The sequence below is a fragment of the Streptomyces sp. NPDC048018 genome (genome assembly GCF_043202995.1).
Lineage (GTDB): Bacteria > Actinomycetota > Actinomycetes > Streptomycetales > Streptomycetaceae > Streptomyces.
The window spans coordinates 225,768-250,590 of the sequence record NZ_JBIDBK010000004.1; the positions used below are offsets into that span (position 1 = coordinate 225,768).

The 24,823-nt window shown below is 74.2% G+C and carries 22 protein-coding genes; 7 read left to right on the forward strand and 15 right to left on the reverse strand.

From position 1 onward, the window contains the following. Window positions 1-35 precede the first annotated feature (35 nt). Window positions 36-1,049, reverse strand: a complete 1,014-nt coding sequence (trpS, locus tag ACGF1Z_RS16920; protein ID WP_393004603.1) for a tryptophan--tRNA ligase — start codon at window positions 1,047-1,049, stop codon at window positions 36-38. Between the two features lie 710 nt (window positions 1,050-1,759). On the opposite strand from trpS, the gene rocD reads away from it, so the two are divergent. Next, complete coding sequence (gene rocD / locus ACGF1Z_RS16925) at window positions 1,760-2,965, forward strand: ornithine--oxo-acid transaminase (RefSeq protein WP_393004605.1); 1,206 nt, start codon at window positions 1,760-1,762, stop codon at window positions 2,963-2,965. Between the two features lie 144 nt (window positions 2,966-3,109). Here the strand turns inward: rocD and ACGF1Z_RS16930 are convergent, their stop codons facing one another. Together ACGF1Z_RS16930 and ACGF1Z_RS16935 are read right to left on the reverse strand one after the other, a co-directional pair. Then, window positions 3,110-4,303 carry a glutathionylspermidine synthase family protein gene (locus ACGF1Z_RS16930; protein WP_393004607.1) on the reverse strand — a complete coding sequence of 398 codons (1,194 nt, stop codon included), beginning with the start codon at window positions 4,301-4,303 and terminating at the stop codon, window positions 3,110-3,112. Window positions 4,304-4,308: 5 nt separating this feature from the next. Further along, window positions 4,309-4,602 carry a hypothetical protein gene (locus tag ACGF1Z_RS16935; protein ID WP_393004609.1) on the reverse strand — a complete coding sequence of 98 codons (294 nt, stop codon included), beginning with the start codon at window positions 4,600-4,602 and terminating at the stop codon, window positions 4,309-4,311. Between the two features lie 123 nt (window positions 4,603-4,725). Between ACGF1Z_RS16935 and ACGF1Z_RS16940 the strand changes: the two genes are divergently transcribed. Beyond that, a complete protein-coding gene (locus ACGF1Z_RS16940; protein ID WP_393005632.1) occupies window positions 4,726-5,556 on the forward strand; it encodes a hypothetical protein in 831 nt (276 codons plus the stop codon). 286 nt (window positions 5,557-5,842) lie between these two features. Here ACGF1Z_RS16940 and ACGF1Z_RS16945 read toward each other — a convergent pair whose 3' ends face one another. Beyond that, a complete protein-coding gene (locus tag ACGF1Z_RS16945) occupies window positions 5,843-7,252 on the reverse strand; it encodes a PLP-dependent aminotransferase family protein (RefSeq protein ID WP_393004611.1) in 1,410 nt (469 codons plus the stop codon). A gap of 47 nt (window positions 7,253-7,299) precedes the next feature. On the opposite strand from ACGF1Z_RS16945, the gene ACGF1Z_RS16950 reads away from it, so the two are divergent. Both ACGF1Z_RS16950 and ACGF1Z_RS16955 read left to right on the forward strand, forming a co-directional pair. Next, window positions 7,300-7,815 (forward strand): carboxymuconolactone decarboxylase family protein, encoded by a 516-nt coding sequence (locus ACGF1Z_RS16950; protein WP_393004613.1) that lies wholly within the window; start codon window positions 7,300-7,302, stop codon window positions 7,813-7,815. Then, window positions 7,812-8,546 carry an isocitrate lyase/phosphoenolpyruvate mutase family protein gene (locus tag ACGF1Z_RS16955; RefSeq protein ID WP_393004615.1) on the forward strand — a complete coding sequence of 245 codons (735 nt, stop codon included), beginning with the start codon at window positions 7,812-7,814 and terminating at the stop codon, window positions 8,544-8,546. Before ACGF1Z_RS16950 ends, ACGF1Z_RS16955 begins: the two co-directional genes overlap by 4 nt. 171 nt (window positions 8,547-8,717) lie before the next feature. On the opposite strand, the gene ACGF1Z_RS16960 is transcribed toward ACGF1Z_RS16955, so the two are convergent. The 6 genes from ACGF1Z_RS16960 to ACGF1Z_RS16985 form a co-directional block, all read right to left on the reverse strand. Then, window positions 8,718-9,347: a hypothetical protein gene (locus tag ACGF1Z_RS16960; protein ID WP_393004617.1), complete on the reverse strand. Its 630-nt coding sequence runs from the start codon at window positions 9,345-9,347 to the stop codon at window positions 8,718-8,720. Between the two features lie 379 nt (window positions 9,348-9,726). Next, the gene (locus ACGF1Z_RS16965; protein ID WP_393004619.1) at window positions 9,727-10,113 is read right to left on the reverse strand and encodes a hypothetical protein; all 387 of its coding nucleotides are present in this window, start codon (window positions 10,111-10,113) and stop codon (window positions 9,727-9,729) included. Continuing rightward, entirely contained in the window at window positions 10,106-11,884 is a 1,779-nt protein-coding gene (locus ACGF1Z_RS16970) for a hypothetical protein (RefSeq protein ID WP_393004621.1), read from the reverse strand. Before ACGF1Z_RS16970 ends, ACGF1Z_RS16965 begins: the two co-directional genes overlap by 8 nt. Window positions 11,885-12,051: 167 nt before the next feature. Next, window positions 12,052-13,041 (reverse strand): malate dehydrogenase, encoded by a 990-nt coding sequence (locus ACGF1Z_RS16975; protein ID WP_393004623.1) that lies wholly within the window; start codon window positions 13,039-13,041, stop codon window positions 12,052-12,054. A gap of 338 nt (window positions 13,042-13,379) precedes the next feature. Beyond that, the gene (locus ACGF1Z_RS16980; protein WP_393005634.1) at window positions 13,380-13,940 is read right to left on the reverse strand and encodes a DUF3017 domain-containing protein; all 561 of its coding nucleotides are present in this window, start codon (window positions 13,938-13,940) and stop codon (window positions 13,380-13,382) included. Next, window positions 13,937-14,797, reverse strand: a complete 861-nt coding sequence (locus ACGF1Z_RS16985) for a bifunctional methylenetetrahydrofolate dehydrogenase/methenyltetrahydrofolate cyclohydrolase (RefSeq protein WP_393004625.1) — start codon at window positions 14,795-14,797, stop codon at window positions 13,937-13,939. The genes ACGF1Z_RS16980 and ACGF1Z_RS16985 overlap by 4 nt, the downstream gene beginning before the upstream one ends. Window positions 14,798-15,032: 235 nt before the next feature. On the opposite strand from ACGF1Z_RS16985, the gene ACGF1Z_RS16990 reads away from it, so the two are divergent. Further along, complete coding sequence (locus ACGF1Z_RS16990) at window positions 15,033-15,635, forward strand: hypothetical protein (RefSeq protein WP_393004627.1); 603 nt, start codon at window positions 15,033-15,035, stop codon at window positions 15,633-15,635. Window positions 15,636-15,719: 84 nt separating this feature from the next. Here the strand turns inward: ACGF1Z_RS16990 and ACGF1Z_RS16995 are convergent, their stop codons facing one another. The 3 genes from ACGF1Z_RS16995 to purN all read right to left on the reverse strand — a co-directional run bounded on the left by ACGF1Z_RS16995 (window position 15,720) and on the right by purN (window position 19,521). Beyond that, complete coding sequence (locus ACGF1Z_RS16995; protein WP_393004629.1) at window positions 15,720-17,183, reverse strand: DUF2079 domain-containing protein; 1,464 nt, start codon at window positions 17,181-17,183, stop codon at window positions 15,720-15,722. Window positions 17,184-17,351: 168 nt separating this feature from the next. Beyond that, window positions 17,352-18,917, reverse strand: a complete 1,566-nt coding sequence (purH, locus tag ACGF1Z_RS17000) for a bifunctional phosphoribosylaminoimidazolecarboxamide formyltransferase/IMP cyclohydrolase (RefSeq protein ID WP_393004631.1) — start codon at window positions 18,915-18,917, stop codon at window positions 17,352-17,354. After that, the gene (gene purN, locus ACGF1Z_RS17005) at window positions 18,892-19,521 is read right to left on the reverse strand and encodes a phosphoribosylglycinamide formyltransferase (protein WP_393004633.1); all 630 of its coding nucleotides are present in this window, start codon (window positions 19,519-19,521) and stop codon (window positions 18,892-18,894) included. Before purN ends, purH begins: the two co-directional genes overlap by 26 nt. Before the next feature lie 229 nt (window positions 19,522-19,750). Here purN and ACGF1Z_RS17010 point away from each other — a divergent pair, with 229 nt between their 5' ends. Then, window positions 19,751-20,455, forward strand: coding sequence for a hypothetical protein (locus ACGF1Z_RS17010; protein ID WP_393004635.1), 705 nt, complete (start codon window positions 19,751-19,753; stop codon window positions 20,453-20,455). A gap of 3 nt (window positions 20,456-20,458) precedes the next feature. Here ACGF1Z_RS17010 and ACGF1Z_RS17015 read toward each other — a convergent pair whose 3' ends face one another. Then, window positions 20,459-22,027 carry a DUF6350 family protein gene (locus tag ACGF1Z_RS17015; protein ID WP_393004637.1) on the reverse strand — a complete coding sequence of 523 codons (1,569 nt, stop codon included), beginning with the start codon at window positions 22,025-22,027 and terminating at the stop codon, window positions 20,459-20,461. 120 nt (window positions 22,028-22,147) lie between these two features. Between ACGF1Z_RS17015 and ACGF1Z_RS17020 the strand changes: the two genes are divergently transcribed. After that, the gene (locus tag ACGF1Z_RS17020; RefSeq protein WP_393004639.1) at window positions 22,148-23,809 is read left to right on the forward strand and encodes a helix-turn-helix domain-containing protein; all 1,662 of its coding nucleotides are present in this window, start codon (window positions 22,148-22,150) and stop codon (window positions 23,807-23,809) included. Between the two features lie 121 nt (window positions 23,810-23,930). On the opposite strand, the gene sucD is transcribed toward ACGF1Z_RS17020, so the two are convergent. Continuing rightward, on the reverse strand, window positions 23,931-24,815 hold the full coding sequence (gene sucD, locus ACGF1Z_RS17025; RefSeq protein WP_365754731.1) for a succinate--CoA ligase subunit alpha: 885 nt from the start codon (window positions 24,813-24,815) through the stop codon (window positions 23,931-23,933). Window positions 24,816-24,823 lie beyond the last annotated feature (8 nt).

Consider the following 24,823-nt stretch of genomic DNA (forward strand, 5'->3'; position numbering starts at 1 on the left):
CCTTTCGGCCAGGGTCCTCGGACCCCTGGCCCGGCTCAGTGCTTGGCAGGCAGGAAACCGATCCGCTCGTAGGTCTGCGCCAGGGTCTCCGCGGCGACCGCGCGGGCCTTCTCCGCGCCCTTGGCCAGGACCGAGTCCAGCGTCTCCGGGTCGTCCAGGTACTCCTGGGTGCGGGTCCGGAAGGGAGTGACGAAGTCCACCATGACCTCGGCGAGGTCGGTCTTCAGGGCGCCGTACATCTTGCCCTCGTAGCTCTTCTCCAGGTCGGCGACCGAGGTGTCGGTGAGCACGGACATGATGGTGAGCAGGTTGGAGACGCCGGCCTTGTTCGCCGGGTCGAAGCGGATGACCGTGTCGGTGTCGGTGACCGCGCTCTTGACCTTCTTCGCCGTCGTCTTCGGGTCGTCGAGCAGGTTGATCAGACCCTTGGGGGTGGACGCCGACTTGCTCATCTTGATCGCAGGGTCCTGCAGGTCGTAGATCTTCGCCGTCTCCTTGAGGATGTACGGCGCCGGGATCGTGAACGTCTCGCCGAAGCGCCCGTTGAAGCGCTCCGCGAGGTCGCGGGTGAGCTCGATGTGCTGGCGCTGGTCCTCACCGACCGGGACCTGGTGGGCCTGGTAGAGCAGGATGTCGGCGACCTGGAGGATCGGGTACGTGAAAAGGCCGACGGTCGCGCGGTCGGCGCCCTGCTTCGCGGACTTGTCCTTGAACTGCGTCATGCGGGAGGCCTCGCCGAAGCCGGTGAGGCAGTTCATGACCCAGCCGAGCTGGGCGTGCTCGGGGACGTGGCTCTGGACGAAGAGGGTGCAGCGCTCGGGGTCGAGGCCCGCGGCGAGCAGCTGGGCGGCGGCGAGCCGGGTGTTGGCGCGCAGCTCGGCCGGGTCCTGCGGGACCGTGATCGCGTGCAGGTCCACGACCATGTAGAAGGCGTCGTGGGAGTCCTGGAGGGCCACCCACTGGCGCACGGCGCCGAGGTAGTTGCCGAGGTGGAACGAGCCTGCGGTGGGCTGGATTCCGGAGAGCACGCGCGGTCGGTCAGAAGCCATGCTCATCATTCTCTCAGGTGTGGGAAGCGATCCCCGACTGCCGGTGTATCAGAGCCGCGAGGACGCCCGAGGCGTCCCGGGCGAGGACGAGGCCACGGTGATCGCCCGCGTCCGCGCCGGGGTGGCGGAAGGCGTACGCGGAGCTGGTCCGCGCTCCTGCGGCGGTGGCGCGGCGGACGGCGGAGGTCCGTGGGGCGGGAGGGACGTCGGAAACGCGGTGCAGCAGACCTTCCGCACGGCGCACCCGCTCGCCGGGCGCTCCGAGGACGGGGGCGCCGCCCGGTCGTGGCCGCTGGGCGACACGGCCGATGAGACGAGGCCCACACGGCGCGCGGCGGAGGGATCCGCCTGGGACCCGCCCGGGGGGGGCGGCGGGGCCTCCGGGGTCCGGGGCCGGCCGGAGGCCCTGCCGAAGGCCCCGCTGCAGGTCAGGCCGGGAGGCCGGGGGCCGGGAGGCCGGGGGCCGGGAGGCCGGGGGCCGGGAAGGCGGTCATGAGGTCGGCGACCTCGGCGCGGACCACGGTGAGCGCGGCACCTCGTGCGGTCCGCCGCGCACGGCTCCCCCGGGGTGCGTTCCCCGTTCGCCGGTCGCCGCGCGTGTTTCCGGACTGGCGGGCGCGCCGACACGCAGGTTTCCCCGTCCGGCAGACGAGCGACGATAAGAACAGGGAGCCACACCCGCCCCAGGCCGCAGGACGAACGGAGATCCCGTGTCGAGAACGCAAGACGAGATCGCTTCCGCGGACGCGCACAGCGCCCACAACTACCACCCCCTTCCCGTGGTCGTCGCCTCTGCCGAGGGGGCGTGGATGACCGATGTCGAGGGGCGTCGCTTCCTCGACATGCTCGCCGGCTACTCGGCGCTCAATTTCGGCCACGGCAACAGGCGTCTGCTCGATGCCGCCCGGGCTCAGCTGGAGCGGGTGACGCTCACGTCGCGCGCCTTCCACCACGACCGCTTCGGGGAGTTCTGCGCGCGCCTGGCCGAGCTGTGCGGCAAGGAGGCGGTGCTGCCGATGAACACCGGCGCGGAGGCGGTGGAGACGGCGGTGAAGACCGCGCGGAAGTGGGGATACGAGGTGAAGGGCGTGCCGGACGGGCACGCGAAGATCGTCGTCGCGGCCAACAACTTCCACGGCCGCACCACGACGATCGTCAGCTTCTCCACGGACCACGAGGCCCGCGACCACTACGGCCCCTACACGCCGGGCTTCGAGATCGTGCCGTACGGCGATCTGACCGCGCTGGAGGCGGCGGTCACCGAGAACACGGTGGCGGTGCTCCTCGAACCCATCCAGGGCGAGGCCGGGGTGCTGGTCCCGCCGCCCGGATACCTGCGCGGGGTGAGGGAGCTGACGGCCCGGCGGAACGTCCTGTTCATGGCGGACGAGATCCAGTCCGGCCTGGGGCGTACGGGCCGGACCTTCGCGTGCGAGCACGAGGGCGTGGTGCCGGACGTCTACATCCTGGGCAAGGCGCTCGGCGGCGGCGTGGTGCCGGTGTCGGCGGTCGTCGCGGACCGTGACGTGCTCGGCGTCTTCCGCCCGGGCGAGCACGGCTCGACCTTCGGCGGCAACCCGCTGGCCTGCGCGGTCGCGCTGGAGGTCGTGGCGATGCTGCGGACCGGCGAGTACCAGCAGCGGGCGGCCGAGCTCGGCGAGCACCTGCACGCGGAACTGGGCCTGCTCGTGGGCGGCGGCGCGGTGGAGGCGGTCCGCGGGCGCGGCCTGTGGGCGGGCGTGGACATCGTCCCGGCGAAGGGCACGGGACGGCAGATCTCGGAGAAGCTGATGGAACGCGGCGTCCTGGTGAAGGACACCCACGGCTCGACGATCCGGATCGCCCCTCCGCTGGTCATCGGCAAGGAGGACCTGGACTGGGGCCTTGAGCAGCTGAGGGCGGTGCTCTCGGAGTAGGACCGCCGGGGGAGCACGGCGGGGGCGCGGCGGCGCTCCGGCGCGCAGGCTCCGGCCCGTCCCTCCTGGGTCGACACGGCTCCGGAGGGCGGGCCGGGCCGGCGCGCGCCGCGCACCTCGCCCCGGCTCCGCCCGTCGGCGCCCTCAGAGGATGACGTGCGGGATGAAGCGGGCGTACTCGTCCGTGATCGGGCCCGCCGACTCCCGGATGCCGAGCCCCGCCGCCTCGTCGCCGACGGTCCACGCACCGAGCACGACCCGGTTGCCGTCGAAGTCGGGCAGCGGGGCCGACTCCTGGTAGCAGCAGGGTTCGTCCTCGCGCGGCACCGGCGCGGCGCCCGGTTCGTGGAGCGTGACGCCCGCGCCCTCGCGCCCGAGCAGCGGCTTGGAGACGTAGCCGGGACCGTCGGAGGCGGCCAGTTCGCGCGGGCCGTCGAGGTAGGCGGGCAGCAGGTTCGGGTGCCCGGGGTACAGCTCCCAGAGGATCGCGAGGAGCGCCTTGTTGGAGAGCAGCATCTTCCAGGCCGGCTCGATCCAGCAGGTGGTCCCGGTGCCGCCGCCGTTGTCGAGGGTGTCGAGGACGTGCGGCCCGAAGCGGTCCGTGGTGAGCCATTCCCACGGGTAGAGCTTGAAGCAGGCGCGGATGAAGCGGAGCCGGTCGTCGACGAAGCGTCCGGCGATCCGGTCCCAGCCGATCCGCTCCACCGACAGCGCCTCCGTGGCGAGACCGGCCTGCTGGGCGGTCTCGCGCAGGTACGCGACGGTCATCAGGTCCTCGCCGAGCTCGTCGCCGTCGGAGTGGACGAAGTGGACCGGGCTGCCGGGCGGCAGCAGGTGCGCCTGGCGCTTCCAGGCGTCGACGAGCCGCTCGTGGAGGGAGTTCCACTGGTCGGCGCCGGGGAAGCGCTCCTCCATCCAGAACCACTGCGGGCCGGCCGCCTCCACCAGGGAGGTGGGCGTGTCGGCGTTGTACTCCAGCATCTTGGCCGGGCCCGTACCGTCGTACCGGAGGTCGAACCGCCCGTAGAGGGTGGGCAGTTCGTCCCGGCGGCGCCACGCCTCCGCGACCCGCGACCGGACCCGGGGGTCGGTGATCCCGAGCTCCGCGAACCGGTCCTTCTCCACGATGTGCGCGGCGGCCGCGAGGCACATGGCGTGCAGCTCCTCGACGACCTCCTCCAGGGCCTCGACCTCGGGAAGGGTGAAGGAGTAGTACGCGCTCTCGTCCCAGTAGGGGCGCAGCGAGCCGTCCGGGTAGCGGGTCAGCGGGTAGATCAGCCCCTGCTCCTCGACCGTCTGCTGCCAGCCGGGGCGGGGTTCGATGGTGTGGCGCTCCACGGGGGTCAGCCGCCGGAGGAGGAGTGGTGGCCGCCGAAGCCACCGCTGTCGACGGCCGACTTGTCGAAGCTGCCGCCGCTGACCGTGCCGCTGCGGGAGGAGCCGCCGTAGTAATAGCGGCCGCCGTGGGAGCTGCTGCTGCCGTCGCCGTCACCGTCGGAGCACTGGTAGTCCGGGAGTTCCTTGTACGTCACCGGGTCGATGCACCGGCGGTCGGGCTCGGAGCCGCACGCGGTCAGGGTCGCCGCGAGCACGCTCACGCCGCCGAGTATCACCGTGCCGGACCTCAGTCTGCGCATCGCTCTTCCTCCCCTGTCCCGCACCGGCGTCTGCCCGCGCCTGGTTGCGATCGCACAGTGTAGGCCCGGCCTGGCCACCTGGCCGATCCCCGTCGCACTAGAGTCCCTTTCGTGCTACTTGGGATGTTGTGCGCGCTGGGTTCCGCGTTCTGCTTCGGCGCCGCGTCGGTGCTCCAGGCCATGGGGGCCCGGGCTGCCGAGCCCGGCACCGGCGGCGGGGTCGACGTCACGCTGATGTGGCGGGCGCTGCGGCAGTGGCGGTACGTGGCCGGCCTCGGCCTGGACGGGTTCGGTTTCGTGCTGCAGATCGTCGCGCTGCGGACGCTGCCGATCTACGCGGTCGGGGCGGCGCTCGCGGCGAGTCTCGCCGTGACGGCGGTGATCGCCTCGCGGGTCCTCGACGTGCGGCTGCGCCACGTCGAGTGGACGGCCGTCGGCCTGGTCTGCCTCGGGCTCGCCATGCTGGCGCTCGCCTCCGGCAAGGAGGGCCACGAGGACGTCGGGGAGGGCCTCGGGTGGGGGCTGCTCGTGGCGGCGTTCGCCGTGCTGCTGGTCGGCGCGGCGGCGGGGCGCCTGCCGGAACGGCCCCGGGCGCTGGCTCTCGGTCTGGCGGGCGGTGTGGGCTTCGGGGTGGTGGAGGTCGCGGTCCGGCTGATCGACTCGGTGGACTTCGCGAACCCCGCGCTCTACGCCCTCCTGGTCGGCGGCGGCGCCGCGTTCCTCCTCTACACCTCGGCCCTGCACAGCGGTGCGGTCACCACGGCGACGGCGGGACTGGTGCTCGGCGAGACGATCGGCCCGGCGATCGTCGGCGTCGCCTGGCTCGGCGACCGGACCCGCGAGGGCCTCTCCTGGCTGGCCTTCCTGGGCTTCGCGATCGCCGTCGCGGGCTCGTTGACGCTCGCGCGGTTCGGCGAGGCGCCGTCCACCACGGACGTGGCCCCCGCCGAGTGACGGCCGCGGACCCGGACACGCACCGGAAAGCGGGAGCGCCAAGCGCGGGCGCGTGATCCGGCGGGCCGGCGCCGTCGCCCGGACGCACGGGGCGGAGGCGCCCAGGCGGCAGCGCCGTCGGGCGGGGGCCGACGGCCTCCCGGGTCTTGTCGCCCACCTCCCGTCGTCGCCCGGAGGCGGGAGTGTGACGACAGGGCCCAGGGTCTGTCTTTCGGATCAGGCCGGATCAGGGAGCGGCGTCCGCGTGCCGGACGCCGCGAGCCCGGCATGATCCGAAAGGCAGGGCCTAGGGAAGGACCCGGCACAGCGCCTCCAGGACGCCGGACCAGGCGCTGTCCGGCGGGGTCGCGTAGCCGACGACCAGGGCGTCCCCCGTCGGCGGGGTGGCGGGGTGCCGGAAGTCGTCGAGGCCGGTCAGGGCCAGGCCCTGGAAGGCGGCGGAGCGCACGACCGCGGCCTCGGTGCCCGCCGGGAGTTCGAGCACCGCGTGCAACCCGGCCGCGATGCCGCTGACCCGCGTCTCCGGGGAGCGCGCGGCGACGGCCGCCACCAGCTGGTCGCGGCGGCGCCGGTAGCGCAGGCGCATGGCGCGCACGTGCCGGTCGTACGCGCCGGAGCGGAGGAACTCCGCGAAGGTCAGCTGGTCCGTCACGCTCGACGCCCGGTCCGCCGCCCCCTGCGCCGCCGCCACCTCGTCCACCAGGTGCTCCGGGAGCACCATCCACGCCAGCCGCAGCCCCGGCGCGAGGGACTTGCTGGCGGTGCCGAGGTAGACGACCCGCTCCGGGTCGAGGCCCTGGAGCGCGCCGACCGGCTGCCGGTCGTAGCGGAACTCCCCGTCGTAGTCGTCCTCCAGGATCAGTCCCCCGGCGGCCCGCGCCCAGTCGACGGCCGCCGCCCGCCGGTCGGGCCGCAGCGCCCCGCCCATGGGGAACTGGTGGGCGGGCGTCATCAGGACGGCCCCGACCCGGCTCCCCATGGCCCCCAACTCCTCCGTCCGCGTGCCCCGTTCGTCGAAGGGCAGGGGCGGGAGCCGCAGGCCCGCCCGTTCGAGCAGCTCCCGGTGGATGTCGAGGCCGTAGGAGTCCACGGCCACCTCGCGCACCCCGCGGGCCCGCAGCACCTGGCCCATCAGCATCAGGCCGTGCACGAAACCCGAGCAGACCATGACGCGTTCGGGCCGCGCGTACACCCCGCGGGCCCGCGCCAGGTACTCGGCGAGGGCGGTGCGCAGTTCGATCCGCCCGCGGGGGTCGCCGTATCCGAAGGCCTCGTGCGGTGCGGCCGTCAGCGCCTTGCGGGCCGCCTTGAGCCAGTCGGCGCGCGGGAAGGAGGCGAGGTCGGGGGTGCCGGGTCGCAGGTTGTACGTCGGCCTCCCGGCCCCGGCCCGGGGGCCGGCCGGACGGCTCGGCGGCGCGGGGCGGCGCGGCGCCGACCGGGGGGCCACCCGCGTCCCCGAGCCCTGTCGCGCGGTCAGCCACCCCTCGGCGACCAGCTCCGCGTAGGCGTCGGCGACCGTGTTGCGGGCCACGCCCAGGTCGGCGGCGAGCGCACGGGACGACGGCAGCCGGGTCCCCGCCGCGAGCCGTCCGCTGCGGACGGCCTCCCGCAGCGCGTTCATCAGCCCGTTGCGCAGACCTTTCCCGGAGAGCTCCAGATGCAGGTCGGCCCCGAAAGTGGCCCACTCGTTCGCCATGGGAATGGACCATACCCGGGCACCATCCGGCCCGTACGGTGGCCGACATGACGATCACCGACACCGCCTCCGCCGCCCCTGCCGCCTACGCCGAGGAGCACGCGCCCCGGCTCGCCTTCGCCGAGAAGCACCCGGAGTTCTACAAGGCCATGATCGGGCTGGAGATCGCGGCGGCGAAGCACGTCGAGCCCACCCTCTACGAGCTGATCAAGATCCGCGCCTCGCAGATCAACAACTGCGGCTTCTGCCTCGACATGCACACCAAGGACGCGCTCGCGGCCGGCGAGACCGTGCAGCGGATCGTCCAGCTGTCGGCCTGGCGCGAGTCGCGCCACTTCTACACCGAGCGCGAGCTGGCCGCCCTGGGGCTCACCGAGGCCGTCACCGTCCTCACCGACGGGTTCGTGCCCGACGAGGTGTACGCGGAGGCCGCCGCGCACTTCGACGAGACGGAGCTCGCGCACGTCATCGGAGCGATCACGGTCATCAACGCCTGGAACCGGATCGGGGTCACCTGCCGGTTCACCCCGGGCCACTACACCCCGGGGACGCACAAGCGGTGAGCGGCCCGAGCACGGCCGAGCGGCTGCGCGCCCTGCACGACACGCCGCCCGGCGCCCACCCCCTCGTCCTGCCCGGCCCGTGGGACGCCGCCACCGCGCGCGTCTTCGAGGAGGCCGGCTTCCCGGCGCTCGCCACGCCCAGCGCGGGCATCGCCGCCGCCCTCGGCCACCCGGACGGGCACACTCCGGCGGACGAGATGTTCGCGGCGGTCGCCCGGATCGTCCGCGCCGTCTCCGTACCGGTCACCGCCGATCTGGAGGACGGCTACGGGCTGCCGGCGAAGGAGCTGGTCGCGCGGGTCCTGGAGACCGGCGCGGCCGGCCTCAATCTGGAGGACTCCGTACGCGGCACCCGCCGCCTGCGCGACCCGATCGAGCACGCCGAACGCATCGCGGCGGTACGGGAGGAGGCGGGGTCCGCGCTGTTCGTCAACGCGCGCGTGGACACCTACCTCCACGGCGGGACGGCCGAGGAGGCCGCCGAACGCGCCCGGTTGTACGTGGCGGCGGGCGCGGACTGCGTCTTCCCGGTCCTCGCGCCCGCCGGGGAGCTCCCGCGGCTGCGCGCGGCGGGCGTCGAGGGCCCGCTCAACTTCCTGGCCCGGCCGGGTGATCCCTCGCACGCCGAGCTCGGCCGGCTCGGCGCGACCCGCATCACCTTCGGGCACGGACTGCACGCCCGCGCGCTGCAGGCGGTCGGCGAACTGGCCCGTCAGCTGCGCACGGCGTAGCGGGCAGCGGACCGGCCTCCCCGCGGAACCGCGGGTCACGGACCCCCGCCACCCGGCCTGCCGGTCACGGAACGGCCGGCCGGGGAGCCACCCGTCACCGCACCGCCGCTCACGAAGCCACCGGTCCCGGAGCCGCCGCCCTCCCCGAGACGCCGCTCACGGAACCGCCCGTCACGGCGTGAAGAACTCCAGGGCCGTGTCCAGCGTCCTCCGCTGCTCGGGCCAGGCGCTCTCGGGCCCGGCGGCGAGCACCGCGTACTGCCGCCCGTCCCCGCCGACGAAGGCCCGGTCGACGACCTTGCGGCGCCCCTCGGTCCGGTCGTACGAGTAGACCAGCTCGGCGGCGTCCTCGCCCGCCCCGGTCCGGGTGAGACTGATCTCCCGGTAGCCCGGGTTCTTGGCGGCGAGGTCCCGCGAGGTCTGGCGCAGCGCCTCGTACGGGGTGATCCCCGGCTCGTCGAGGCTGTAGACCTGCACCAGGCCGAGGCCGTCGGGCGCGTTGTAGAAGACGCTGGAACCGGAGGACGTGCGGTTCCAGCCCTCGGGTACGGCGAGGGCGAAGCCGCTCTCCCGGACGAGCCGGAAGCCGGCGGGAGGGACACCGTCCGAGGGCGACGGGGAGTCCGACGCCGTCCCGGAAGGCCCTCCGTCGGCGCCGGAGGCGGGGCCCGACGTCGCGGGCGCGCTGGGAGCGGCCGTCGCACCGCTCCCCTTGCCGTCGTCGCTCCCGCCCCGCCCCCACAGGAGCCAGCCGCCGACGGACCCGGCGGCCAGGACGCCCACGACGACCCCGGCGATCACGGCGTTCCGCGCGCCCGGCCGCGCACCCGCGGACTCCCCGGGCGGCGCAGGCGGAGGCACGGGCGGCACCGGCGGCAGGTGCGGCATGGGCACGACCGGCCCCGGTCCGTACCCGTCGCCGGGGAAGGGCACGACGCCGTGGCCCCCTCCGGAGGCGGGGACGGGCGCGGGCACGACCGGCCCGGACCCTCCGGCCGGTGCCGGACCCGGACCCTGCACCGGCCAGGGGGCCGATCCGGGAGCCGGCACGGCCCCGGGTCCCGCCCCGTCACCCGCGCCCGCTCCCCCGCCCTGGCGCGCGCCGGACGCGTCCGGCCCCGTCTCCCAGCTCTGCGACTCGTCGTTCCACCACGCGCCGCCGCCCCCGTCACGGCTCATCTCATCCTCCGAGCAGCGCGCCGACGGCCTGGCCGACGGCCGCGGCCGAGGCGAAGAGTCCGGTGACGGCGCCCGCGTCGGCCAGCGCCTGGCGGAGGCGGGCGAGCCGGCCGGGGGCGGCCGCGCCCGTGCCCTCGATCTCGTCCTCCACGTCGGACAGTTCGGCGTCGAGCGCGGTCGTCTGCTCCGAGGCGACGACACGCGTCAGGTCGCCCCGGAGCGCGCGGACGGCCTGGAGGAGCTCTTCCTGCCGGGGGTCGCGGGAGGGCTCGGAGCCCTGCACCGTGTACGCCACCTGGTTGTTGTCGCCGATGGTGACGTTGCCGCCGGCGTTGCTGACGTGGATGCCGCCGGCCGCGCGGTCGGCGGGGGTCGGGTTCTCAGCCACGGTCGCCTCCGGTGTTCGTCGTGGTGAAGGTCTTGCTGGTGACGGTGTTGTGCGCGCCGATGGTGACGTTCCCCTTGGTGCCCTCGATGAACGTCCCGCCCTCGGCGACGTGCACGATCTTCTGCTCGAACTCGGCGGTCTCGTAGCCGGCCTGACGCAGGGCCACCGTCACCCCGTCGGCGACCCGGTCCTGGATGCTCTTCAGGTAACGGCTGACGTCCATCTCCTGGAAGAGGGAGGCCTCGTCGTCCGAGCCGAGCTCGCGCACGGAACGGAGCGGTCCCTCGGGCAGGGCGGCCGCGTGCCCGCCGGTGGCGAGCCGCCAGACGTGGCCGAGGCCGCGCCAGAGGGTGACCAGGGCCTGCCCGGCGGAGCGCGGGGTCCTGCCGAGGGCCCAGACCGCCTTGCCGAAGTGGTGGTTGTGGCGGTAGCGGTGGGCGATCCGGTCGGCGTACCGGTAGAGCTCGGCGACCGGCCGCAGCACGTGCGGGGCCACCTCCAGCATGAGCATGCCGCCCTGGGTGTGGACCCGGACGAAGACGGTGGTGACGATCTCCTCGCCCCAGCCGCCGACCCTGATCCGCAGGAAGTGACGGCGGGGCTCGCCGCCCTCCTCGATCGCGGCGGAGCGGTGCCGCTCGAAGCCCTCGGGGGTGTACGGGGCGGCCGCGCGGCTCGGCAGGCCGTCGACCGGCAGGAAGACGACCTCGTCGATCTCCAGCTCGCGCAGCCGGTCCCGTACGGCGGCCTGGGCCTGCGGCGAACCGTGCGGCGACGGCGTCCGCAGCGCTTCCACGAGCGGGACGACGTGCCGCAGGATCGCGCTGTTGTCGAGCGGTTCGGGCGTAGGTCCGTCCAGGTCCTTGCGGGGGCGCAGCTCGACGGAGAGGGACCAGGGCTCGTAGGGCTGACCGGCGCCGCAGAACGGGTTTTCGTAGCGGTACATCACCAGCCGGGCGTGCTGTTCGACCCGGATCCGGTCGCGCAGCCGGCGGAAGCGGGCGCCCTGGGCCTGCTCGGCCGGGTCGCCGTGCAGGTCGGCGAAACCGGCCCGGGACAGCTCGCCGGTGAGTGCGCGGGCGAACTGGCCGCGCTGCGCGGCCACGGCGGCGGCGATGAGGAACGGCACCGCGATGGTGATCCAGACCTCCGGGAGGCCGATGCCCCACAGCTGCTCGGTGCCACCGGCGACGGCGAGGCCGACGAGTGCCCCCGAGTCGCCGGAGCCCACGACGTCGCCCAGGACCTCCCAGCGGGTCTCCTCGCCGGCGAAGGCGAGGAAGAGCAGGATCACGGCGGCCTGGAGGAGGGTCAGACGGGCGTACCAGCGCACGACGAAGGCGGGGACCGCGCGGTAGAGCGGCGCGGCGGCCGCCCTGCCGCGGATCCAGCGGGCGACGCCGAGCAGGAGGAAGGGCACGGCGAGGAACAGGACCAGGCCCTTGGTGAGCGCGAAGGACACCACCCACAGGCCCAGGATCGCGGCCGACCAGCCGAGTTCGACCCGGCGGGCGCGCAGGGCGTGGGCGAGGACGCGGGCGGCGTCGATGCCGAGGGACTGGGCGGCGACCCGCTCCTCGTGGACGTAGAGCTGGTCGATGACGGCGTCGCGGAAGGCGTCGTCGAGATAGGTGCCGGCGCAGAGCAGCCGGGTGGCCTCGCTGGTGGCGGGGTTGCCGCGTTCGGCGGTGGGCGGTGCGCCGGGGGGCGGCGGACCGGTGGGCGGGCCGGTGGGTGGGCCGGGCTGGTGAGGTAAGGACGGCTGCGTCAACTGGTCCCCTGGGCTCCCGAACTGCACGTGTCCTCCGCCGAGTCGGCGGAACCGAGGGCACAGCATAGAACGCGCGGCGCCCCCGGCCTAAGGGCCGGGGGCGCCGGGGGCGTCCTGCGGACGCCACGCGAACTCCCGTGTCACGGAAGCCGCGTGAGCCGTGGGACTCAGATGAGGCCGAGCTCGCGGACCGCGTCGCGCTCCTCGACGAGCTCCTTGACGGAGGCGTCGATGCGGGTGCGGGAGAACTCGTTGATCTCCAGGCCCTGGACGATCTCGTACTTGCCGTCCTTGCAGGTGACCGGGAAGGAGGAGATGAGGCCCTCGGGGACGCCGTAGGAGCCGTCCGACGGGACGCCCATGGAGGTCCAGTCGCCCTCGGCGGTGCCGTTGACCCAGGTGTGGACGTGGTCGATGGCGGCGTTGGCGGCGGAGGCGGCCGAGGACGCGCCACGGGCGTCGATGATCGCGGCGCCGCGCTTGGCGACGGTCGGGATGAAGGTGTCGGCCAGCCACGCCTCGTCGTTCACGGCCTCGGCGGCGTTCTTGCCGGCGATGTCCGCGTGGAAGATGTCCGGGTACTGCGTGGCGGAGTGGTTGCCCCAGATGGTGAGGCGCGTGATGTCCTCGACGGAGGCGCCGGTCTTCTGGGCCAGCTGCGTCAGGGCGCGGTTGTGGTCCAGGCGGGTCATCGCGGTGAAGCGCTCGGCCGGGACGCCCTTGGCGGCCGACTGGGCGATCAGGGCGTTGGTGTTGGCCGGGTTGCCGACGACGAGGATCTTGATGTCGTCGGCGGCGTGCGCGGCGATGGCCTCGCCCTGCGGCTTGAAGATGCCGCCGTTGGCGGCGAGCAGGTCGCCGCGCTCCATGCCCGGGCCGCGCGGGCGGGCGCCGACGAGCAGACCGATGTTGGCGCCCTCGAAGCCCTGGTTCGGGTTGTCGAAGATGTCGATGCCCTTGAGCAGCGGGAAGGCGCAGTCGTCGAGCTCCATGGCGGTGCCCTCGGCGGCCTTGACGCCCTGCGGGATCTCCAGGAGGCGGAGCTTGACCGGCACGTCCGCGCCGAGCAGGTGGCCGGAGGCGATGCGGAAGAGCAGCGCGTAGCCGATCTGGCCGGCCGCGCCGGTCACGGTGACATTCACGGGAGTGCGGGTCATGGCGATCTCCGTAAGACAGCTGGCGGTGGGGGTCCCTGCCCCTGGTGTGGGATACCCCTCTTGATCGATCGGTGTCTCGACGTGAAGAGATATCCAGCGGTCAGGCTATCCGACTCGGGCCGCACCGAATCCCCACCCCTTTGTGGGACGGCTCACTGCCACCCGGCTTCCGCACGGCACGTACCGGAATGGTCACCTCCGTGCCACAAGGGCCCGGCGGACCTTGAAGGGGCCTTGGCACGTACATGACCCTTGATCGCGGCGGCGCCCGTCCTCCCACGGGGGAGAGGACGGGCGCCCGCCGTCTCACGGGGCACGCGGCAGGCCGTGCCCCGCGGTCACGTCACCGTGAGGTGGAGGACGTCCTCCAGGAACGGGATCCGCAGCCACGGCTGCGGCTGGACCATCAGCGCGAGCAGCACGATCAGGCCGCCCATCAGCCCGTACGTGACCATGTCGGTGAACCGCGAACGGACCGCCAGCATCCCGACCGACGGCAGCATGCGCCGCAGCACCGCGCCCGTCAGCAGCGCCGCGCCGACCAGCAGGGTGCCGACCCGGAAGGCCTGCGGGAACAGGTCCGTACCGACGATCAGGAGCCCGAGCGCGGTCAGCCCGAGCACGGTCAGCAGCGGCCACTGGCGCGCGGGCGCCGGCGCGTCGCCCGGCGCCGCCCGGCCGCCGCCCTCGGGCCGCGCGGTCGTGGTGGTGAGCTTCGCCCGCGGGTGGCGGCGCGACGCGGCGCCGCCCGGCTCCTCCGGCCCGTCGGCCCATCCGGCCGGCGGAGCGGCGGAGGCCCGGTCCCGGTCGGCGAGCCCGTCGGAGGGCCGGTCGGCGAGCCCGTCGGAAGGGCGGTCGGCCGCAGCGCCGGAAGGCGTCCCGGACGAGGACACGGTCAGCGGACCCCGGCCGCGCGCTCGGCGGCCTCGACGACGTTGACCAGGAGCTGGGCGCGGGTCATGGGGCCGACACCGCCGGGGTTCGGGGAGATCCAGCCGGCGACCTCGGCCACGCCCGGGTGCACGTCGCCGACGATCTTGCCGTCGGCGTCGCGGGAGACGCCGACGTCGAGGACGGCCGCGCCCGGCTTGACGTCCTCCGGCTTGATCAGGTGACCGACACCGGCCGCCGCGACGATGATGTCCGCGCGCCGCAGGTGGGACGCGAGGTCCTTGGTGCCGGTGTGGCACTGGGTCACGGTGGCGTTCTCGGAGCGGCGGGTCAGCAGCAGCGGCATCGGGCGCCCGATGGTGACGCCACGGCCGACGACCACGACCTCGGCACCCTTGATCTCGACGCCGTGCCGGCGCAGCAGGGTGATGACGCCGTTCGGCGTGCAGGGCAGCGGGGCGGGCTCGTTGAGGACCAGCCGGCCGAGGTTCATCGGGTGCAGACCGTCGGCGTCCTTGGCCGGGTCCATCAGCTCCAGGATGCGGTTCTCGTCGATGCCCTTGGGCAGCGGCAGCTGCACGATGTAGCCGGTGCAGGACGGGTCCTCGTTCAGCTCCCGCACGACCGCCTCGATCTCCTCCTGCGTGGCGGTGGCGGGCAGCTCGCGCTGGATGGAGGCGATGCCGACCTGGGCGCAGTCGCGGTGCTTGCCGGCGACGTACTTCTGGCTGCCCGGGTCGTCGCCGACCAGGACGGTGCCGAGACCGGGCGTGACGCCCCGCTCCTTGAGGGCCGCCACGCGGACGGTCAGATCGGACTTGATCGCGGCTGCGGTGGCCTTGCCATCGAGAATCTGGGCGCTCATGCGGCCATCCTCCCGGATGACCCCCGCCTGATTCCAATTCGGAGGCGGAGATTGCACTTGCACAACCGCGCTGCGTATCGACTGGACAAGGGGTGGCCGTTCTGACCACGATGATCTGCGCAGTGCCGCGGGCAGTGCCGGGGGGCAGAACCGCTCACAAGTGGTGCATCAGGTGGTGACTCTTCCTCGCGCGGGCCGCGTCGTCCCCGCACAGAACCAACGGAGGAACCTCCCGATGAGCTTCGGCGAACCGAACAACCCCTACGGCCAGCCGCAGGGGCAGCAGCCCGGCTACGGCTACCCGCAGCAGACCCCGCAGGGCGTGCCGCCCCAGCAGGGCTACGGCTACCCGGCCGCCCCGCCGGTCGCCCCCTACCCCGGCGGCCCCGGCGGCTACCCGGGCGTGCCGGCGGACATGCCGGGCGGTGTGAAGGCGGCCCGCGTGATGCTGTGGATCCTCGGCGTCCTGCAGGCTCTCATGGGCATCGTCATGGCCGCGGCCAGCGGCTGGGTCGCCGACCAGATCGAGGGCACCGGTGAGCTCGACACCCAGGGCCAGGACGTGAGCACCGTCCTGACCGGCACCATGGTGGTCTTCGGCATCATCGGCGTCGCCTTCGGCGTGTGGGCGATCATGACGGCCGTGAAGGTCAGGACCGGCGGCAACGGCGTCCGCGTCGGCGGCATCGTCTACGGCTCCCTGGTCACCCTCGGCAGCCTCGTCAACCTGCTCGGCGCCAACGTCTTCGCGCTGATCAGCCTCGTGATGGGCATCCTGATCATCGTCTTCTTCGCGAAGGCGGACGGCGCGGCCTGGTTCAAGCGCCCGCGTTACTGATCACGGCACGCACGCGAAGGGGCCCGGTTCCAGGACGGAACCGGGCCCCTTCGCGTTTGCACGGCGTCCCGCCGCGGCGACGCGTCACTGCCGCCTGAGCACCACGAACTGCCCGGCCTGCGCCGACACCGCGTACCGGGCCTCCGGATGCAGCTGGGAGGCCAGGCCCACCGGGTCGGTGACCGGCTGGGACCAGCCGGAGGCGAGGTCGAGGGCGAGGTAGTCGGGGCTCACGCCCTGCGCGCCGCCGACCCAGTAGACGGTGTGGTCCCCCGTCAGGTGGGCCATGAGCGTCACGTTGGTCTCCACGCTGGTGCCCTCCGGCACCGCGGCCACCGCCCGCCGCGCGTCCAGGGTGCGGGCGTCCGTGCGGTAGGTCTCGGCCCGCAGCAGCTCGCGCAGCGGCATGTCCATGGCGTGGACGATCGCGATCGCCGTGACGACGGGGACGACGACCTTCCCGTACGCCACGAGCCAGGGCCGCGGCGAGGTGCGGACGGCACGGACCGCGTCGACCAGGGCCAGGAAGACCACCGGCATCAGGATCGCGTTGTAGTGCCAGAACATGCCCCAGTGGTTGGGGTCGTGAGAGAGGAAGCGCCAGGCCAGCGTCGGCAGGACGAGCAGGGTCAGCGGGGAACGCAGGCAGAGGAAGCCGGTGACGCCGACGAGGAAGAGGACCATCTCCCACTTCTCGCCGTGCTGGAAGGCGCCGACGACCGAGTCGAGGAAGGAGACGTCCGCCCCGTCGCCGGACTTCTCGATCTTGGCCCAGTAGTCGTACTGGCCGACCCGGCTCGCGGCCGGGATGAGGACGAGCACGGTCAGCGCGAAGAAGACGGTGCCGAAGGCGGCGAGGGCGGCGCCGAGGCGCTTCTGTCCCTTGACGAGGAGCACCGCGCCGACCATGGCGACGGTCAGGCCCATGTCCTCCTTGACGAGGACGAGCGGCGCGGACCAGGCGACGGCCGCGGTCCAGCGGCCCAGCAGCAGGGCCCGGCAGGTCAGCGCGAGCAGCGGGACGGCGAAGGCGATCTCGTGGAAGTCGGACTTGACCGCTTCCTGAAGGCCCCAGGACAGCCCGTAGGCCACGGTGAGGCCGATCCCGGCGGCGCGGCTGCCGAGCACCTGCTGGGCGGTGCGGCCGACGACGACGGCGGAGGCGGCGAAGAGCACGGCCTGGGCGAGGAGCAGGGCGAGCGGGGAGGACCACACCCAGTAGAGCGGCGCGAGGAGCGCGGTCACCGGGCTGAAGTGGTCCCCGAGTATGAGGAAGCCCGGACCCTTGATGTCCACGATCGGGGCACGCAGCTCGGCGTAGGCGCGGACGGACTGCTCGAAGATGCCGAGGTCCCAGGACGGCGTCCGGAAGCGGTCGTACTGGACCCACGAGTAGAGGAAGTACAGGGCGCCCAGGACGCTCGCCACGGCCGCGTACGGCAGCGCGGGCGCCGGCGCGAGAGCGCGGCCGTCCGGCTGACCGCCGTGGGCCTCGGTGGCCTCGGTGGCCTCGCGGGCGGAGTGCTCCGCCGCGGAACCGCTCTGCACATCCAACACCGCGCCCCCAGGGACCAGCCGCCGACAAAAGAGCAACCCATTAGAGCAGAGTCCACTCGACCGGCGGAATCGACGCCTGGGGCCTGTCTTCCGGATCGGACCCCCGGGCGGGCCGGAGCCCGCCCGGGCGGTGCCGGGGCCGTGACGGCCCCGGCACCGTCAGTGGAAGAAGTGACGCGTACCGGTGAAGTACATGGTCACGCCCGCCTTCTTCGCGGCCTCGACGACCAGCTCGTCGCGGACCGAGCCGCCCGGCTGCACGACCGCCTTCACGCCGGCGGCGGTGAGGATCTCCAGACCGTCGGGGAAGGGGAAGAAGGCGTCCGAGGCGGCGTACGAGCCGGCCGCACGCTCCTCGCCGGCCCGCTCGACGGCCAGCTTCGCGGAGTCGACGCGGTTGACCTGGCCCATGCCGACGCCGACCGAGGCGCCGTCCTTGGCGAGCAGGATCGCGTTGGACTTGACCGCGCGGCAGGCCTTCCAGGCGAAGGACAGCTCGGCGAGCTCGGCCTCCGACAGGGCCTCGCCGGTGGCGAGGGTCCAGTGGGCGGGGTCGTCGCCGTCGGCCTGGAGACGGTCGGTGACCTGGAGCAGGGCACCGCCGTCGATCGGCTTGACCTCGACCGGGTTGGCCGGGGCGCCCTCGGCGCGCAGCACGCGGATGTTCTTCTTCTTGGCCAGGATCTCGACGGCGCCGTCCTCGTAGCCGGGGGCCACGATGACCTCGGTGAAGATCTCGGCGACCTGCTCGGCCATCGCGACGGACACCGGGCGGTTGACGGCGATGACGCCGCCGAAGGCGGACAGCGGGTCGCAGGCGTGCGCCTTGCGGTGGGCCTCGGCGACGTCCGCGCCGACCGCGATGCCGCACGGGTTGGCGTGCTTGATGATCGCGACGCACGGCTCGGCGTGGTCGTACGCGGCCCGGCGCGCGGCGTCGGTGTCCGTGTAGTTGTTGTACGACATCTCCTTGCCGTGCAGCTGCTCGGCCTCGGCCAGGCCGCCCGTGCCGTCGACGTAGAGCGCGGCGCCCTGGTGCGGGTTCTCGCCGTAGCGCAGCACGTTCTGGCGCTCGTAGGTGGCGCCCAGGAAGTCGGGGAAGCCGGAGTCGTCGGCGGCGGCGTAGTCGTCGGCGAACCAGGACGCGACGGCCACGTCGTACGCGGCGGTGTGCCGGAAGGCCTGGGCGGCGAACCGCTTGCGCTGCGCCAGCGTGAAGCCGCCCTCCCGGACCGCCTGGAGGACCGCGGCGTAGGCGCCCGGGTCGGTGACGATGGCCACGGACGGGTGGTTCTTGGCCGCGGCGCGGACCATGGACGGGCCGCCGATGTCGATCTGCTCGACGCACTCGTCCGGAGTGGCGCCGGAGGCGACGGTCTCGCGGAACGGGTACAGGTTCACGACGACCAGGTCGAAGGGCTCGACGCCCAGCTCGGCGAGCTGGGCGCGGTGCGACTCCAGGCGCAGGTCGGCGAGGATGCCGGCGTGGACGCGCGGGTGCAGCGTCTTGACGCGGCCGTCCAGGCACTCGGGGAAGCCGGTCAGCTCCTCGACCTTGGTGACCGGGACGCCGGCCGCGGCGATCCTCGACGCGGTGGAGCCGGTGGAGACCAGCTCGACGCCGGCCTCGTGCAGTCCACGGGCCAGCTCTTCGAGCCCCGTCTTGTCGTAGACGCTGACCAGCGCCCGGCGGATGGGCTTAACGGTGTCCGTGTTCACCGACATGAACCTTTCGTCCCTCAATGCTGTAGCCGTTGCGGGCGAGGCGCCCCACGACCTCGACGAGCAGCGAGCGCTCGACTTCCTTGATGCGCTCGTGGAGCGCGGCCTCATCGTCCTCGTCCCGCACCTCGACCACGCCCTGGGCGATGATCGGGCCGGTGTCGACACCGTCGTCGACGAAGTGGACGGTGCATCCGGTGACCTTCGCGCCGTAGGCGAGGGCGTCGCGGACGCCGTGGGCACCGGGAAAACTGGGGAGGAGCGCCGGGTGGGTGTTCACGACCCGGCCGCCGAAGCGGGCGAGGAACTCCTTGCCGACGATCTTCATGAAGCCGGCCGAGACGACGAGATCGGGCTCGTGGGCGGCGGTGGCCTCGGTCAGGGCGCGGTCCCACTCCTCGCGGCTCGCGTGGTCCTTCACGCGGCAGACGAAGGTGGGCAGCCCGGCGCTCTCGGCCCGGTCGAGTCCGGCGATGCCCTCCCGGTCGGCGCCGACGGCGACGACCTCGGCGCCGTAACCCTCGGGGTCGGCGGCGATGGCGTCGAGCAGCGCCTGGAGGTTCGTGCCGGAACCGGAGACCAGGACGACGAGGCGGGCGGCAGCCACTGGGTCACTCTTTCCGTGGTGTTTGTGCGGTCGTACGAACGAATCGCGTCCCTGGATACGGGGAACCCTACGAAGGGCCCGACCGTCAGCAACGATACCGGCACTCCGGACGGCCCCCACGGGACGGGGGCGGGACCGGGCGGTAGCGTCAGGGTCCGACGACCCGCCACACCAGGGCCGCGCGCCACTTCACACCCGGGCACACCGACAGAGGGAAGACATCCAGCACATGCCGGATCGCCAGTCCACGAACGACAACAACCCGTTCGCACCGCCGCCGGAGGGACAGCCGGACCAGCCGTGGCAGCCGCGGCGTCCGGAGGGCCCGGAGGGGCAGGAGGAGCCGGAGGACGGCGGTTCCTCGGGCGGCCCCGGCTGGAGCAGCAGTCAGCCGGGACGTTCCTCCGACGGCTTCGGCCGCCGCCCCGAGCGCCCGTCGGGCGGCCAGGGCGGCCCCGACGGCGGCCAGGGCGGCCAGGGCCCCGGCCTGCGCTGGGACCCGACCGACCCGGCGCAGCGGCGGGCGCGGTACGCGGTGCTCTCGGGCATGTGGGCCTTCTTCTTCGCCATCTTCGACATCCCGGAGGCCGCGCTGCTGCTCGGCGCCCTCGGCGTGTACTGGGCGGTCAGTGCCCTGCGCGCCAAGGTGAAGGCCCCGGGCGCCGGGGAGGGCGGCGGCCCGCAGGCCCCGGCCCAGGCGGGGCAGGCGGGGCAGGCGGGCCAGGCGGCGGCCCGGTCGAAGCGGACCGCCGCGATCAGCGGCCTGGTCGCGTCCGCGGTGGCGCTGATGATCGTCGCGAGCGGCTTCGCGATGCACCTCGCGTACCGCGACTTCTACGAGTGCCGGGCGGACGCCCTGACCAAGCAGAGCCAGCTGGCCTGCAACGACCTGCTGCCGAAGCCGCTTCAGGACACGTTCGGGGTGCGGGAGTAGGCGTCAGACCGGATCGGAGGGGGTGACCGGGGGCTCCGCGGGCGGCCCGGCGGGAGGTTCCCATGCGGCGGGCAGGAAGCCGTAGGACTCGTCGCCGGGGTCGTCGCCGAGCGGGTCGAGGGCGTCGAGGGCGTCCAGCTCGGCGAGCGCACCGGCGGTGCCCGCCCCGACCGGCGGGGAGGAGTCCGCGCCCGGCGCCCACGAGGCCTCCCCGGCCGCCGGCTCCGGGCCCCCCGCGGCGGGCGCCGGCACGGACGGGCGCAGGAGGCCGGACAGGGCCACGGTGAGGGACCGGAACGTGCGCGCGGACGCCGGCCCGGCCGGCGGCACCACCGGTTCCGGCGCCGTGGCACGTTCCGCCGCCTTCCGCAGGCCGCGGCGGCCCCAGGCCCGTACGGCGAGGGCGGTCGGCAGACCGACGCCCATGGCCCACAGCACGGCCGCCGCGCCCGCCTGCCACCACACGGGCCCGAAGACCGTGAGCCGCCCGGAACCGAGCGGTCCGCCGGCGGCGGCCGCGAGGAGGGCGACGGCCGCGCCGCAGACCCAGGCACCGGCCAGCGCGCTCAGCGCCGTCTCCTGACCGGTCCAGGAGCGGGCCGCCCGCCCGACCCGCCGCCCGAGGGCCAGGGCGGCCAGGGCGGGGACCGCGGCGGTTGCCGCGTGCGGCCAGCCGCCGGGGCCGTGACCGGGCAGCGCGGCGAGCAGCGGGAAGTCGGGCGGGGCGGGGGCGTCGCCGAAACCGAGCGGGGTGACCAGGGCGCCCGTGCCGAGGGAGAAGCCGGGGCCGAGAGCGTAGGCGGTGCCCCAGACGACGGCGTTCGGCAGGAGCGCGAGCACGAGGAACGCGACGGACGCCCGGCCCGACCACTCCCCCGCGAGGCCGTCGAGCGACGCCTGGGCGTCCCCCACGTGCCACAGCAGGGACAGCCCCGCGAGCACCGCCCCACCACCGAGCAGCATCAGCAGGGCGAGCCCGCCCGCGCGCAGGGCGGTCGCACTCTGCTCCCGGCCCGGCAGCGGCCGGCCGTGCGCCGTCCAGGCGCCCGCGCCCGTGGCGGCGAGGACGCCGAGCGGAATCCAGCAGCCGGCGCTGAGCAGGTCCGCGGGGAACGCGCCGGTCTCGCTGTAGGCCACGACCGCGGCAGCGACCAGCAGGTATCCCGAGGCGACGGCGGCGGCGCCGGCGACGGGCGGGGAGCCGGCGCGGGCGTCGTCCGCGTCGGCGGTGTCACGGGCCGCCCGGTGCGCCAGCCACAGCGGCAGGGCGGTCAGCAGCAGCGGGGAGACGCCGAGGGGGGCCGGGACGCCGGTGGCGGTGTCGAGCCGGACGAGGTCGGCGCCGTGCGCGAGCAGCCAGATGCCGGCGGCGGTGTGCAGGGCGCCCCCGGGGCCGCTGTCGGGGTAGGGCGAGGCCACCCAGGCGCCGATCACGAGCACGGTGAAGGCGCCGAGGCCGAGCCCGGCCGCCACTGCGCCGCGCACGAAGGCGGTGGCGAGGGCGGCCGGACGGCCGCCCTGGACCCGGGCGTCGGGCACCAGCGGCGGGCGCTGCCCGGTCAGATGCGTCACGGGGCCCATGCTGCCAGCGACACGCGGTTCGCCCCCGTAACAGGCGAATGGCCGTTGTGTCGCTCAATATACGTTTATGTACTTTTCGGCCCAGAGAAGCGCTGCGGGAGGTCGACGCCGATGAGTCCGACGAGTCCGTCCTTCTCGCTCCCGTCCCCCAAGGAGCGGCGCCGACTGCGGGAGGCCCTCTCCCTGAGCGAGGAGCACGTCGCGGAGGCCTTGGGCGTCACCCGGGCCACCGTCCGCTCCTGGGAGACCGGCCGCAGTGCCCCCCGGGGGCGTAAGCGCGAGGCGTACGCGAAGCTCCTCGGCGTCCACGAGGAGCCGGCGCCGGCCCAGCCGGAGAAGCCGGCCCGGCCCGCTCCGGACCCGACCCGCCCGCGCCCGGCCACCAAGGGCGTCGCCCGCCCGCCGAAGACCCCCGTGGCACCGCCCGGCGCGTCCGCGACGGGGCCGGCGCCGTGGACCACGGACGACCCGCGACAGCCGGAGGAGCGCCTGAAACCGGCGCCGCACGGGTCCGGCGTCCCGGAGACCGGCGCGGACGCGCCAGAGCGCAGGAGAACCCCCGCGCACGGCCCGGCACCGGCGGGGGCCGCGGACCGCCCCCTGCCGGACGCGGGGGACGGCGCGACCGCCGGAACACGCGCGGGCGTCACTCCGACGGGCGACGGGACCACCACCGGGACCACGGCGGCCGGAGCGGACGACACCGGGACCGGAGTGGGCGTCGCAGCGGCCGGAGCGGGCGACACGGCGGGCGGCACAGCGGCCGGACCGGGCGACACGGCGGGCGTCACCGGGACCGGACCGGGCGGCACCGGTGCCCGGCCGGCGGGCCCGGCCCGCGGGCCCGCCGCCGCACGCGCGGCCGGGAGCGGCGGGGCCGCCACGGCGCACCGCACGGCCACCAGGGCGCAGGCCCGCGCCGAGGCCGCCGAGCGGATCGCCGGAGCCGCCGGCGCGGCCGGGGGCCCGGCCGGCCTCACTCCCGAGGAGGCCTTCGACGCGCTGTACGCGTACGCCGCACCCTCGCTCGTGCACCAGACGTACCTGCTCACCGGGCGCCGCATGCTCTCGCGCGAGTCCGTCGAGCAGGCCTTCCACCACGCCTGGCAGCACTGGCCCGAGGTCGCGGTCGACCGCGACCCGGTGGGCTGGGTGCGTGCGGCGGCCTACGAGTACGCGCTGTCGCCCTGGCACCGCTTCCGGCGTCGCCACCGGCACCCCGACACCCCGCCGACCGAGGCCTCGCGGCGGGCCCTGCTCGGGGCGCTGCTCGACCTGCCGCCCGCGTACCGCCGTACCGTCCTGCTCTACGACGGGCTCGGCCTCGACCTGCCGGAGACCGCGGCCGAGACCGAGGCGAGCACCCCCGCCGCGGGAAACCGGCTGCTCCACGCCCGCACGGCCATCGCCCGGCGCCTGCCCGAACTCGCCGACCCCGAGGAGCTGCACCTCCGGCTGAGCACGCTCGTCGCGGAGGCGCCGACGACTACCCTCCCCGCGGCGCGCAGCGTGCGGTCGGGCAGCGAGCGGCGGATCCGGCTGCTCACCCAGGCGGTCTTCGGGGTGACGGCGGCGCTGATCGGCCTCACGGCCTTCACCGTGGCGACCGCGCCGACCCGCTACATCCCGGTGAACGCGCCCGGCGCGGTCGTCGAGGGTGTCCCGGTCCGCGGCGGCCCGCAGAAGCTGCGCCCGGAGGACAAGGAGCTCCGCGAGATGCTGCGCACCGCGCCGAACCCGGGCCCGGAGCGGCTGGTGCCGAGGCCCGATTAGCAAAAACGCTTCTGCACCTCGGACACGCACAGGGGCCCCGCCCCTCCGGTCTCCCGGAGGGGCGGGGCCCCTTCGCTCGCGGCCCGTCGGGCCGTCAGGCTGCTGTGCGACGCGGCCCGGGTCAGCCCGCGAGGATCGCGCGCGCCAGCTTGGCGGTCTCGGTCGGGGTCTTGCCGACCTTGACACCGGCGGCCTCGAGGGCCTCCTTCTTCGCCTGGGCGGTGCCGGAGGAGCCGGAGACGATGGCGCCGGCGTGGCCCATGGTCTTGCCCTCGGGGGCGGTGAAGCCCGCGACGTAGCCGACGACCGGCTTGGTCACGTTCGCCTTGATGAAGTCGGCCGCACGCTCCTCGGCGTCGCCGCCGATCTCACCGATCATGACGATCAGGTCGGTGTCCGGGTCGGCCTCGAAGGCCGCCAGGGCGTCGATGTGCGTGGTGCCGATGACCGGGTCGCCACCGATGCCGACGGCGGAGGAGAAGCCGATGTCACGGAGCTCGTACATCATCTGGTACGTCAGCGTGCCGGACTTCGAGACCAGGCCGATGCGGCCCGGCTTCGTGATGTCGCCCGGGATGATGCCGGCGTTGGACTGGCCCGGGGTGATGAGACCGGGGCAGTTCGGGCCGATGAGGCGGGTCTTGTTGCCCTTCTCCACGGCGTACGCGTAGAACGCGGCGGAGTCGTGGACGGCGATGCCCTCGGTGATGACCACGGCGAGCGGGATCTCGGCGTCGATCGCCTCGACCACGGCGGCCTTGGCGAAGGCCGGCGGGACGAAGAGGACCGAGACGTTGGCGCCGGTCTCCTTCATCGCCTCGGCGACGGTGCCGAAGACCGGGATCTCGGTGCCGTCGAAGTCGACCTTCGTGCCGGCCTTGCGCGGGTTCACGCCACCGACGATGTTGGTGCCGTCACCCAGCATGAGCTTGGTGTGCTTCATGCCCGTGGCACCGGTCATGCCCTGGACGATGACCTTGCTGTCCTTGTTGAGGAAGATAGCCATGGCTGTTC